The following is a 12,718-nucleotide window of genomic DNA, read 5'->3' as shown; positions in this document are numbered from 1 at the left end:
CTTAGTTTAAAAAGGAGCCGAAAGATTGTCAATCTAAATGAGAATTAATATCAATTGTTTTTTGTGATTTAAAATTGATACCCGAAGTGAATACCTCCGGTAAATTGTATTTCTTTTGTATCGCTATTGTCTTGTCCGCACCAAACGCACACATCTTCTTTAAAACCCGCACTGGCTCCCCAGTAAAAGCCACTCGAATTTACACCAGAAAAATAATAGCTGGCTTTACCTACTAAGTAGCCACCGTCTGCATAGAATAAATCTTGGCCAAACATACCACCTATTTTGACGTGATCGTCGAGTGTATATTCATAACCTAGTGAATAACCAAATAAGCCGAGTGCTGCGGTTGCGGCTTGCTTTTCATCAAATTGATGTGTGTATTTGGCACCGATGAGTCCACCAAATTCGTAATATAGACCGCCGATGGCCCAATTACTATTCTCTGAAGCTGAAATTGAAAAAGATGAAATACTGCTAATTAAAAGAGTCGAAGCCAAAAATATAGGTCTAAGCATGATAAATCCGTTTTTATTTTTATTGCCGATGAATGTATCAGTGTGTCCTGTTTTTAGAAACAAAAACGCGAGCTAAAGCTCGCGTTTTTTTATTGCTTAAATCGTGACGAGTAAGTGATTACAAGCTTTCGATTTTCGCTTTTTGCGCTAATAGTTTGTCTTTCGCATCTGTAAACTCAGCCAGCTTAGCATGCTCTTTAGCAAGCACAGCTTCTGGCGCGTTATTTACGAACTTCTCGTTAGCTAATTTGTTATTAACTTGAGCTAAGCCTTTTTCTGCTTTTTCAAGCTGCTTCGCGATACGAGCTAATTCAGCTTCAACATCGATTAGGCCAGCCATTGGGATCATGATCTCAAGGTTACCAACATACGATGTTGCACACGCAGGTGCTTCGTCTTTGTTATCAAGTAGCGTGAACGCTTCAAGTTTAGCAAGAGATGCTAAGAAAGCTTCATTTTCCGTTAAGCGGCGCTTGTCTTCGTCAGAGGCATTAGCAAGTAATACCGATAATGGTTTGCTTGGGCTAATATCCATTTCACCACGGATGTTACGAATAGCAAGAATGAATTGTTTAACCCATTCTAGGTCGTCCATTGCTTGGCTATCAACATTTGCTTCATTGTATACAGGGAAACCTTGAACCATGATGCTAGTGCCCGTAGTTTCGATACCTGCAAGTGGTGCAACACGTTGCCAAATCGTTTCTGTGATGTATGGCATTAACGGGTGCATTAAGCGAAGTAGGCTTTCTAACACCGTGATTAGGGTATGACGAGTACCACGTTGCTGTGCTTCGTTACCTTTAAACAATACTGGTTTAGTAAGTTCTAGGTACCAGTCACAGAATTGGTTCCAAGTGAACTCATAAATGGTGTTTGCAGCTAGGTCAAAACGGTAGTTTTCTAGATGCTCAGTATAGGTTTTAACAGTTGCTTCAAACTGGCCTAAAATCCAACGATCAGCGAGTGAATACTGTTTTTCAGCATCTGTAGCGAAACCACAGTCTTGATCTTCTGTATTCATCAATACGTAACGGCTTGCGTTCCATAGTTTGTTACAGAAGTTACGGTAACCTTCAAGGCGGTTCATATCCCAGTTGATATCACGACCCGTTGAAGCCATTGCTGCAAGGGTGAAACGCAGTGCGTCTGTACCGTGTGCTTCAATACCGTTTTCGAATGTTTTACGCGTGTTCTTCTCAATCTTCTTCGCTAGTTGTGGCTGCATCATGTTACCAGTGCGCTTTTCAACTAGGCTTTCAAGGTCAATACCGTCAATCATGTCGATAGGATCAAGTACGTTACCTTTCGATTTAGACATCTTATCGCCGTTTTCATCGCGGATAAGGCCAGTTACGTAAACGGTTTTAAATGGTACTTGTGGTTTGCCGTCTTCATCTTTGATGAAGTGCATGGTCATCATGATCATACGAGCAACCCAGAAGAAGATGATGTCGAAACCTGTTACCAATACGTCAGACGGGTGGAAGGTTTTTAAATCGTCTGTGTTTGCCGGCCAGCCTTGCGTTGAGAAAGTCCAAAGCGCAGACGAGAACCAGGTATCTAACACGTCTTCGTCTTGCTTAAGTGCAACATCATCAGCAAGGTTGTTATCGCGGCGTACTTCAGCTTCGTCACGACCAACATATACGTTGCCTTCGTTGTCGTACCAAGCTGGGATGCGGTGACCCCACCAAAGCTGACGTGAAATACACCAGTCTTGAACGTCATTCATCCACGAGAAGTACATGTTCTCGTATTGCTGAGGTACGAACTTAATGTCGCCATTTTTAACTGCTTCTTTTGCAGGCTCTGCTAGAGGTGCTACGCGCACGTACCACTGATCAGTAAGAAGCGGCTCAATCACTACGCCAGAACGGTCACCGTAAGGTACTGTTAAGCTGTGATCTTCAATTTTTTCTAATAGGCCAAGTTCTTCAAACTCAGCAACAATTGCTTTACGTGCATCAAAGCGGTCAAGGCCATGTAGGCGCTCAGGAATTGGCGCGTCTAATTCAAGCTTTTTACCGTCGAATGTGTAGCTTTCGCCTTCGCTTAATACCGCAGCATCTTTGTTGAAGATGTTGATCATTGGTAGTTGGTGACGTTTACCTACTTCGTTATCGTTAAAGTCGTGGGCAGGTGTGATTTTCACACAACCAGTGCCTTTTTCCATGTCTGCATGTTCATCGGCAACAATTGGAATACGACGGTTTACGATAGGCAGTAAAATTTCTTTACCGATTAAGTCTTGGTAGCGCTCATCATCTGGGTTTACTGCCACACCTGTATCACCTAGCATTGTTTCAGGGCGTGTTGTCGCAACAATGATGTAGTCTTTACCGTCTTTAGTTTTTACGCCGTCAGCAAGTGGGTAACGTAAGTTCCACATGTGACCTTGTTTGTCTTTGTTTTCAACTTCAAGATCAGAAATCGCAGTGTGTAGCTTAGGATCCCAGTTAACTAGGCGCTTACCACGATATATTAAGTCTTCTTTGTGAAGGCGTACGAATACTTCTTTAACGGCTTCAGAAAGGCCTTCGTCCATAGTGAAACGCTCACGGTCCCAATCTACAGAAGCGCCTAAACGGCGTAATTGTTTAGTGATAGTGCCGCCAGAGTGGTTTTTCCACTCCCAAATTTTATCAATAAATGCATCGCGGCCTAGGTCGTGACGAGTTTTACCTTCTTCAGCAGCTAACTTACGCTCAACAAGCATTTGTGTTGCGATACCTGCATGGTCAGTACCTACTTGCCAAAGCGTGTTGTTACCTAGCATGCGCTTATAACGAGTCAGCGTGTCCATGATGGTGTCTTGGAAAGCGTGGCCCATATGTAGGCTACCTGTGACATTTGGTGGCGGGATCATAATTGAGTATGCTTCGCCTTTACCTGATGGCTTAAAGTAACCATTGTCTTCCCAGTCTTTATATAAAGACTGTTCTATATCTTGTGGATTATAGGTTTTATCCATTTCACAGAACCTTAACTAGTGCTTAATTTTCAATTTCTTGAGTTGAAATATTGGCGCCGAGCTGACGTAAGTGCACAAAGCGCTGACGCGCGGCTTGCTTGGCGTTTTGCTCCGTCGGTACAAAATCATATACCTGACTGAAGCGTCTTATAAAGTCGGGTAGGGTGGTGGCTAAATTAATTAGCACATTGCGTCTACCAACGGGGGGTGTTTGGCCAATCTCGACAGGAGCACCGCCTTTGGGGCCTTCGCCTTGCAGGTTGTGGGGCACAAAACTATCGGGTTCGAAACACCATAATTGCTCATCAATCAGATGGGCGTCATCAATCGAATCGACGTAGATAAACACACGATGGCCTGCTCTAAACTGCTTAGCAGCTGCGTGAGCGGCAAGATCAAAATGAGCCGGGATAGATACTTCCGGCTCATTATTTTGTTTTAACACATAAAATCGTGCGTTGATGGTCATAAATTCGCTTCAAATTACATATTTTAACGGTTTTACAGGGTTAAAATAAGCGTTCAAAATAAACCCGCATTTTGACACAGAACGAACTGACCATCAATCACTCACAGCGGTTAATCTGCTTGGGTTTCAGTTGGTCCAACACGATTTAATAGGTATTGTGTCAACATAGGTACAGGTCGACCTGTCGCACCTTTGTTTTTACCACTCTTCCAAGCTGTACCTGCGATGTCTAAGTGTGCCCAATTGTACTTTTTGGTGAACTTAGATAAGAAGCATGCTGCAGTGATAGTTCCTGCTGCACGACCGCCTAGATTTGTGAAGTCAGCGAATGGGCTATCTAGTTGCTCGTGATAGTCATCCCACAGTGGTAGTTGCCACGCACGGTCGCCACTTTGCTCAGATGCTTTTAATAAGTCATGCGCAAGTGGGTTGTGATTTGACAGTAAACCCGTTGCGTGTGCACCCAGAGCTACAATACAGGCACCTGTCAGAGTTGCTACATCCACCACGATTTCAGGCTCGAATGCTTCAACATAAGTAAGTGCGTCACACAATACTAGGCGACCTTCCGCATCTGTGTTTAATACTTCAACTGTTTGGCCTGACATAGTAGTCAGGATGTCACCCGGACGGTAGGCGTTTGAGCTTGGCATATTTTCACAGCCAGCTAGTACACCTATGACGTTAATTGGCAACTGAAGCTCTGCAACTGTACGCATTAAACCTAGTACGCCTGCGGCGCCACCCATGTCGTATTTCATTTCATCCATGGCTTCGCCTGGTTTGATTGAAATACCACCTGAATCGAACGTCAGACCTTTACCGACAAAAACTACTGGCGCTTGCTCTTCAGCCGCACCATTGTAGTGAATTACTGACATAACTGATTCGTTATCACTGCCGCGACCAACTGCTAGGTATGAGTGCATACCTAATTCTTCCATTTCTTTTTCACCTACTAGGTTTACAGAAATGTTGTCAAAAGATTCTAATTCTTGAGCTTGCTCACCTAAGTAACGAGGGTTACAGATGTTTGGTGGCATATTGGCTACGTCTTTACACAGTTTTGCACCTGCAGCAACGGCAAGGCCATGCTCAATGGCGTTTTCGCCAATGGTTAACTCGCGACGCGTTGGTACGTTGAATACGATTTTACGTAGTGGGCGGCGTGGATCTGTTTTTTTGCTTTTTAACTGATTAAATGTATACAGGCAGTCTTGTGTTGTTTCTACTGCTTGACGAACTTTCCAGTAAGTATCACGACCTTTAACATGTTGCTCAGTTAAGAAGCACACCGCTTCCATTGAGCCTGTTTCATTTAATGTGTTGATCGTTTTAGAGATGATTTGTTTATATTGTTTGTCATCTAGTTCACGTTCTTTACCGCAACCAACAAGTAGTACGCGCTCACTTAAGATATTTGGAACGTGATGAAGTAGTAATACTTGACCAGGTTTGCCTTCTAAATCACCACGACGTAGTAAATTTGAAATGTAACCTTCACTGATCTTATCCAGCTGTTCACCGATTGGAGATAAACGACGCGGCTCATATACGCCAACTACAATACAGGCACTGCGTTGTTTTTCGGGACTACCACTTTTTACGCTGAATTCCATTGTGACTCCTGAGTCTAAATTATGTCTTTTTGAACTTTATCTGTCTTCGCTTATCCATATCATAAATGCATGATTATCTAATATGCTTAGTATGATATTTGGTTTTGATGACATATAATAAACTGACTAAAATAATCAGTTTACTCAATTTTTCCTACTATTCCAGTGAAACACGATGTTTTATAGGGGCATATTTTGCTAATTTTTCGCTACCTAACAGCTGAAGTCTTGAAGTCGCAAATTGCTGTCTTTCTCACTTTAATGACTATTTTTGTCTCACAAAAGTTTGTCAGAATATTAAGTGATGCAAGTGATGGTGGCACACCAAGCAATTTAATTCTTTCTTATTTGGCGCTTAAACTCCCTCAATTGGCGGTTTATATACTCCCTTTAAGTTTATTTTTGGGGATTATTTTGGCTTACAGCCGTATTTATGCCGACAGCGAGATGACCGTGCTTAAAGCGTGTGGTGTGAGTGAATGGTATGTGGTGCGAGTAACCTTGGTATCAAGTGTGGTTTTTGCTTTATTAGCGGGGGCGCTAAGTATGTATGTGGCACCTTGGGCTAATGAAAAAGAATATCAATTAAAAGAACAAGCTGAAGCAGATGCGGGATTGTCGAGCTTAAGGGCCGGGCGCTTTCAACAAACTGGCAACGAAAAAGCCGTGGTGTTTATCCATGATATTAACCAGCAAGGTAGAGAATTAAACAAAGTATTTGTTGCTCAGTTACCTGATAAAGAATCTTCTCAAGCCGCACGCTTAGTATATGCACAAACAGGGCGTGTTATTGAACAAGAAACTGGCGAGCAGCAATTACAACTTGATAATGGCTTTCGTTTTGAAACAGACGGTCAAAGCCAAGCTTTGAGCAAAACAGAGTTTGGGACTTATCAAGTACAGATCCAAGAGCAAGAAATTGAACATCAGCGTCGCAAGCTAGAAGCAATCCCGTCAATGCAGTTACTTGAATTGGGCACACCTGAAGCTATTGCACAATTTCAACTTCGTCTTTCGACACCAATCTCTATTATTTTACTCACGCTTATGGCTGTTCCTTTGAGTGTCGTAAACCCAAGGCAAGGTAAGTTTGCCAAGTTGGTACCTGCGATTGGTTTATATCTAGGTTATTTTATTCTTCTCAATGCGGGCAAGTTTCTAGTTGCAGAAGGAAAAGTACCTACTGCGATAGGACTGTGGTGGATACATATTAGTGCACTGTTTATCGGTGCTTATTTAATAGCGAAAGGTCGTCCATTTGGCGTCTGGTTGCGTTCATTATTTGCTAAGCGAGCACAAACAGCATGATGAAAACGTTAGATTGGTATTTGGGCCGTAGTATCTTACAAACAACCAGTTTTGCATTACTGGTCTTTGTTGGTATTAATACGCTGATTAAATTTATAGAGCAGTTAAAGTCTGTAGGCCGAGGCTCTTATGATATAGCTGCTGCGTTACTTTACACCTTATATAGCATGCCTTCAGACATTGTTGTGTTTTTCCCTATGGCCGCGCTAATAGGTGGTTTAATGGGGTTAGGTGCGCTGGCATCGAGCAGTGAGTTGGTTGTTATGCAAGCTGCAGGCTGGTCAAGGCTACAAATTATTGGTTCGGTCATGAAAACGGCGATCATTCTGGCGCTCTGTATGATGGCATTAGGCGAATGGGGGGTGCCGCAGTCAGAAAAAATGGCAAAGCAAATTCGAAATCATGCCATATACGGTGGAGAAGTCTTTAATGCACAACAAGGCGTATGGGCTAAAGATGGTAATAACTTTATAAATATCGGCAATGTTGAGCAAACAGGCGACCTGAAAGATGTCAGTATTTATCATTTTGACGACTCATTGGCATTAACAAAAGTCACGCGTGTGGAGGCTGCAAAAAGTGTTCCTCAAGGGTGGCAGTTTCAAGGTGTCGAAGAAATGATGGTAACGGATGAGCAAATTACTACTCAATATAGTGAATCAATACTCTATGCGTCTCAGCTCACTGCCGAGAAGTTAGATGTGGTTTCTGTAGATCCTGAATCATTGTCTTTTAAAGGTTTGATGTCGTACTTAGCTTACTTAGCGCAGAATGATCAAGATACCAGCACCTATGATTTAGCGCTTTGGCGAAAGGTGATGCAGCCTCTAACAATCGCAGTGATGTTGCTGGTTGCACTGTCATTTATTTTTGGCCCTCTGCGTTCTGTTAGTATGGGCGCGCGCATTATTATGGGAGTTGTAACTGGTTTAGCATTTCATTTAAGTAATGAGATTTTTGGGCCTATCGTTATGGTTTATAACGTCCCGGCATTTATAGGCGCTGCAATGCCGGCCGTACTGTTTGTATTGGTGGCAACTGTTTTATTGAAACGCCAGCAGTAGGGCGCTGAATTTAAATGAAAAAAGCCAGCATCTGCTGGCTTTTTTCATTTAAGAGACTTTTAATTAGTGGTCTCTAGAAACTGATAAGTTAGCTAAAGCTATGAGCGCTTGTTTGTAATCAGACTCAGGTAAAATACTTAAATAGTTGATTGCTTTTTGTGCTTCATCACGCGCTTTCTCCATCGCAAAATCAAGCGCTTTGGTGTCAGCTAAGGTTGCTAAAATGTCATCTAAAAATTGCATGCCATTACCTGTTTCAATGGCTTCTCTAATTTGTGCTACCTGTTGCTCAGAGCCTTTTTGCATCGCATAAATAAGCGGTAATGTAGGCTTGCCTTCGGCTAAGTCATCCCCTAAATTTTTACCCATTTGGGTAGCATTTGCGCTGTAATCTAAAACATCATCTACAAGTTGGAAGGCTGTGCCTAAATGCATACCATATAACTTTAAGGCGTCCTGAACTTCAATACTTTGCTCAAGTACAACAGCTGGCAACTGAGTGGCTGCTTCAAACAGTTTTGCAGTCTTACTGTAAATAACCTGCATATAACTCTGCTCAGTGGTATCTGGGTCATTACAATTCATTAACTGCAGTACTTCACCTTCTGCGATGACATTGGTTGCATCAGCTAAGATTTGCATTACCTGCATGTTCTGTAAGCCGACCATTAACTGGAATGAACGAGTGTAAATAAAATCACCAACCAAAACACTTGCTGCATTTCCAAACTCGGCATTTGCTGTAGGTTCGCCTCTTCTTAGAGCCGACTCATCTACTACATCATCATGAAGTAAGGTTGCGGTATGAATAAACTCGACGATTGTTGAGAGAGTTATATGCTTGTTGTCATTACAACCAAGCGCACGGGATGCAAGTAGGGTGAGCATTGGTCTAATGCGCTTTCCGCCACTATTCACGATGTATAAGCCTAGCTGATTTACTAATGCTACATCAGATTGCATTTGTGCATGAATAAGTTGATTGACGTCTTGCATGTCATCTGCAATTAACGTCTGGATAGCTTTGATATCCATCTTGCTCCGAGCCAAGTTTGGTAATGATAAAACGCGCGAATTGTACTACAAAAATTACGTAAGCTCGATAATTAGTCGTGAATGAGATCAAAAAAACTATTAAATTAATGGTTTGTCTATTTATTGAGCTGAAATAAAGGAGTTTTGTTACTGTTTTAGGGAGCGCGATTTAGGTTATTTAAAAGCCGATAAATCAACGAAAAATAACTTTGGTTTATCGGGATTTTTAGATAGACTGTCACAAAATAGTAATTTGCCCTCGTCGTAGCTAATTTTTATGCAAAATCTATAAAAATAGGGTTGCGTGAAGTTTAACATTAGCGTAAACTTCGCGCCCTATTGAAGAATATTAAGTTGCGTCGATTTGAGGGCGCACAACGGAGTTAAATATGTACGCGGTTTTCCAAAGTGGTGGTAAACAGCACCGTGTGACTGAAGGTCAAACAATTCGTCTAGAAAAATTAGACGTTGAGACTGGTGCAGCAGTTGAGTTCGATTCAGTGCTTTTAGTTGCTGATGGTGAGAAAATCGAGATCGGTGCACCGTTCGTAAACGGTGGTAAAGTGACAGCTGAAGTTGTTTCACACGGTCGCGGTGAGAAGGTTAAGATCGTTAAATTTAGACGTCGTAAGCATTCTCGTAAGCAGATGGGCCACCGTCAGTGGTTCACTGAAGTTAAAATCACTGGCATTAGCGCTTAATTTTTAGAGGTACAGAAAGATGGCACATAAGAAGGCAGCTGGTAGTACTCGTAACGGTCGCGATTCAGAAAGTAAACGCCTAGGTGTTAAACGTTTTGGCGGCGAATCAGTTTTAGCGGGTAGCATCATTGTTCGTCAACGTGGTACAAGATTCCACGCTGGTTCTAACGCAGGTATCGGTAAAGACCACACTATCTTTGCAAAAGCAGATGGTAAAGTAGTTTTCGAAACTAAAGGTCCTTTAAACCGTAAATACGTTAGCATCGTTGCTGAGTAATCGGTAAAGATTCAGAAAAACCCCGCTACGGCGGGGTTTTTTTTTGTATGTAAATTATTTTAGGTCTTTATCTAGCAACGCAACTCTAATGAGCAGGAAGCAACTGCTTGAGTTATAATTTGCTATCAGACCTCCCAAAACAGAGAGAAACCATGAAGTTTGTCGATGAAGTTGTAATTAGAGCTGAAGCTGGCGACGGCGGCAGTGGCATAGTGTCATTTCGCCGTGAAAAATATGTTCCTGATGGTGGCCCTGATGGCGGTGATGGTGGTGATGGTGGTAGTGTTTATCTCGTTGCAGATGAAAACTGGAATACATTAATTGATTATCAGTTTGAGCGATTCCATCGTGCTGAGCGAGGCACTAATGGCCAATCGCGTAACTGTACAGGTAAAAAAGGTGCAGACCTGTTCCTAAAGGTACCTGTTGGTACACGTGTCACTGACGAAGACACTGAAGAGTGTTTAGGCGATTTAACACAACATGGTCAAAAGTTGCTTGTTGCTAAAGGCGGCTTCCATGGTTTGGGTAACACGCGCTTTAAGTCGAGTGTAAACCGAGCGCCAAGACAAAAAACATTGGGTACACCTGGTGAGGTTCGTAACCTTAAGCTAGAACTTATGTTACTTGCTGATGTTGGACTGCTAGGTCTGCCAAATGCCGGTAAGTCTACGTTTATCAGAAGTGTTTCAGCAGCTAAACCTAAAGTCGCTGATTACCCATTTACAACTCTTGTACCAAACCTTGGTGTAGTTCGTCCAGAAGCGAGTAAATCATTTGTTATTGCGGATATTCCAGGTCTGATTGAAGGTGCTTCAGATGGTGCTGGACTCGGCATTCGTTTCTTAAAGCACCTAGAGCGTTGTCGAGTGTTATTACACATTGTTGATGTGATGCCAATTGATGGTACAGATCCTGTTGATAATGCTTTTTCTATCATTAACGAACTACATCAGTACAGTCCTAAATTGGCTGATAAGCCTCGTTGGTTAGTGCTTAATAAGATTGACCTACTTCCAGAAGACGAAGTAGAAGAAACTTGTGAGCGTATCGCTGAAGAGCTTGGTGCCGAAGTTGTATATCGTATCTCAGCTGCAAACAAAAAGAATACTCAACCCTTGTGCTATGACATTATGGCGTTACTTGAGAGTATGCCTAAAGATAAGTTTGAAGAAGAGCAAACGGAAGAAGAAGTTGAGTTCAAGTGGGATACTTATCATCGCGAAGCGAAGAAAAATGCGCAGGACGATGACTGGGATGACGACTGGGATGAAGATGATTATGATGTGGAAGTTATCTACGAGAGATAGCTTTTAAAAAAAGGGCTTTTAAAGCCCTTTTTTAATACTAAATACTTAGGGAGTAACAATGATTATTTCTATGATTGCAGCAATGGCGAATGATCGTATTATTGGCGATGATAATCAGATGCCATGGCATCTACCTGCTGATCTGCAACACTTTAAGCGTGTTACCATGGCTAAACCAGTAGTCATGGGGCGTAAAACATTCGAATCAATTGGGCGACCACTACCAGGGCGTCGTAATATTGTGATAACCAGAAATACAACCTATAAAGCTGAAGGAATAGAGGTTGTTTCAAGCCCAGAAGAAGCTTTGACCTTGCTTGAAGGCACGGAAGAAGTGATGGTTATTGGTGGTGGTAATATCTATAGTCAATTCTTACCATTAGCAGAGCGCTTATATTTGACCTTTATTGATCTAACCGTTACTGGTGATACGCAATTCCCTGATTATGAAAAAGACTATCAATGGGTAGCAGTAGAGTCTGATGCTAACCAGCCAGATGAAAGAAATAAGTATGGCTATACCTTTGTAACTTTACATAAAAAGTTATGAGTTTGTTGCGGTAGATTATATTGATTGCTACAATTATATACGTATTCTGTTACGAACAAAGTATTAAAGGGTCGACGAAATGAAATTATCTACCGCACTTGTATCAGCTTCGCTGGTTGTTGCGTCTTTTTCTTTTAGCTTTTCAGCACAAGCCAATGAGCAATTGGCTGTATCACTGTGTGAATATGTTGCTGCAGACGATAAAGGTGGTTTGCGTAAAAAGCTGAAGAGCTCTCGTCTAAAAATAAGGAACATTTTCGATGGCGTGTTATGTAATGGTAATAATCTGTTACGTCATGCGATTGCTAGTAATGCGGTAGGTGCCGGCGAGTATATTGTAAAAAATTTACCTAAAAGCAAATTAGCAGATGGTGCTGATATTGCTTGGGCAGAGAGCAACGGTCACGGTGGGTCAGCTTTAATCGGTACAATTAAAGCGCGTGCAGGCTTATAAGCACAAAGAATCAATATAATTCTAAAAGCCAGAAGATATTTCTTCTGGCTTTTTTGTTTTTTTACTGAAATTAAAGCTCATTTAGCTTTAATTTCAGTGCGCTTTTCAACCAGTTAGTTTAAAACATATACACAAGTTAAAAAGATTGAGCAAAGCTGCATATTCTATGAGCATTTGACAATAATTTGCTATAAAAGTGTTTGACTTATTTTCGTAAGCCTTTATTATACGCATCCACAAGACGGAGAGGTGGCCGAGTGGCTGAAGGCGCTCCCCTGCTAAGGGAGTATAGGGTTTGTAGCCCTATCGAGGGTTCGAATCCCTCCTTCTCCGCCATTTTTAAATGGTTTCTTGTAATTAAGGACGCGTAGCTCAGCTGGATAGTTTATTTAGCAATGATGGCTACGAACAGTGTTCGCATCGTAGATGTTAAGATGTA

Annotated in this window: 12 protein-coding genes and 1 tRNA gene; 8 read left to right on the top strand and 5 right to left on the bottom strand. The window is 41.9% G+C overall.

Annotation, left to right across the window (positions count from 1 at the left end; translation table 11 throughout):
• Nucleotides 1-68: 68 nt before the first annotated feature.
• From C1E24_RS09265 to pepA, 4 genes are all read right to left on the bottom strand, one after another.
• The gene (locus C1E24_RS09265; protein WP_138480788.1) at nt 69-518 is read right to left on the bottom strand and encodes a hypothetical protein; all 450 of its coding nucleotides are present in this window, start codon (nt 516-518) and stop codon (nt 69-71) included.
• 118 nt (nt 519-636) lie between these two features.
• Entirely contained in the window at nt 637-3,492 is a 2,856-nt protein-coding gene (locus C1E24_RS09260; protein ID WP_138480786.1) for a valine--tRNA ligase, read from the bottom strand.
• Between the two features lie 22 nt (nt 3,493-3,514).
• Nucleotides 3,515-3,961 (bottom strand): DNA polymerase III subunit chi, encoded by a 447-nt coding sequence (locus tag C1E24_RS09255; protein WP_138480784.1) that lies wholly within the window; start codon nt 3,959-3,961, stop codon nt 3,515-3,517.
• 110 nt (nt 3,962-4,071) lie between these two features.
• Nucleotides 4,072-5,580 carry a leucyl aminopeptidase gene (gene pepA / locus C1E24_RS09250; protein WP_138480782.1) on the bottom strand — a complete coding sequence of 503 codons (1,509 nt, stop codon included), beginning with the start codon at nt 5,578-5,580 and terminating at the stop codon, nt 4,072-4,074.
• Nucleotides 5,581-5,775: 195 nt separating this feature from the next.
• Between pepA and lptF the strand changes: the two genes are divergently transcribed.
• On the top strand, nt 5,776-6,888 hold the full coding sequence (gene lptF, locus C1E24_RS09245) for an LPS export ABC transporter permease LptF (RefSeq protein WP_138480780.1): 1,113 nt from the start codon (nt 5,776-5,778) through the stop codon (nt 6,886-6,888).
• Nucleotides 6,885-7,952, top strand: coding sequence for an LPS export ABC transporter permease LptG (lptG, locus tag C1E24_RS09240; RefSeq protein ID WP_138480777.1), 1,068 nt, complete (start codon nt 6,885-6,887; stop codon nt 7,950-7,952). The genes lptF and lptG overlap by 4 nt, the downstream gene beginning before the upstream one ends.
• A 63-nt stretch (nt 7,953-8,015) precedes the next feature.
• Here lptG and ispB read toward each other — a convergent pair whose 3' ends face one another.
• Complete coding sequence (gene ispB / locus C1E24_RS09235) at nt 8,016-8,987, bottom strand: octaprenyl diphosphate synthase (RefSeq protein WP_138480775.1); 972 nt, start codon at nt 8,985-8,987, stop codon at nt 8,016-8,018.
• A 389-nt stretch (nt 8,988-9,376) separates the two neighbouring features.
• Between ispB and rplU the strand changes: the two genes are divergently transcribed.
• The 6 genes from rplU to C1E24_RS09205 all read left to right on the top strand — a co-directional run bounded on the left by rplU (nt 9,377) and on the right by C1E24_RS09205 (nt 12,615).
• Nucleotides 9,377-9,688, top strand: coding sequence for a 50S ribosomal protein L21 (rplU, locus tag C1E24_RS09230; protein WP_058030935.1), 312 nt, complete (start codon nt 9,377-9,379; stop codon nt 9,686-9,688).
• Between the two features lie 19 nt (nt 9,689-9,707).
• A complete protein-coding gene (gene rpmA, locus C1E24_RS09225) occupies nt 9,708-9,965 on the top strand; it encodes a 50S ribosomal protein L27 (protein ID WP_138480773.1) in 258 nt (85 codons plus the stop codon).
• A 152-nt stretch (nt 9,966-10,117) separates the two neighbouring features.
• The gene (cgtA, locus tag C1E24_RS09220) at nt 10,118-11,275 is read left to right on the top strand and encodes an Obg family GTPase CgtA (protein WP_138480771.1); all 1,158 of its coding nucleotides are present in this window, start codon (nt 10,118-10,120) and stop codon (nt 11,273-11,275) included.
• A 58-nt stretch (nt 11,276-11,333) separates the two neighbouring features.
• Nucleotides 11,334-11,825: a type 3 dihydrofolate reductase gene (gene folA, locus C1E24_RS09215; protein ID WP_171040849.1), complete on the top strand. Its 492-nt coding sequence runs from the start codon at nt 11,334-11,336 to the stop codon at nt 11,823-11,825.
• Between the two features lie 79 nt (nt 11,826-11,904).
• The gene (locus tag C1E24_RS09210; RefSeq protein WP_138480769.1) at nt 11,905-12,279 is read left to right on the top strand and encodes a DUF3718 domain-containing protein; all 375 of its coding nucleotides are present in this window, start codon (nt 11,905-11,907) and stop codon (nt 12,277-12,279) included.
• Nucleotides 12,280-12,522: 243 nt separating this feature from the next.
• Nucleotides 12,523-12,615: transfer RNA gene (locus C1E24_RS09205), tRNA-Ser, on the top strand.
• Nucleotides 12,616-12,718 lie beyond the last annotated feature (103 nt).

It is taken from the genome of Pseudoalteromonas phenolica, from assembly GCF_005876835.1.
GTDB lineage: Bacteria > Pseudomonadota > Gammaproteobacteria > Enterobacterales > Alteromonadaceae > Pseudoalteromonas > Pseudoalteromonas phenolica_B.
This window is presented reverse-complemented; position numbering and strand designations above follow the sequence as displayed.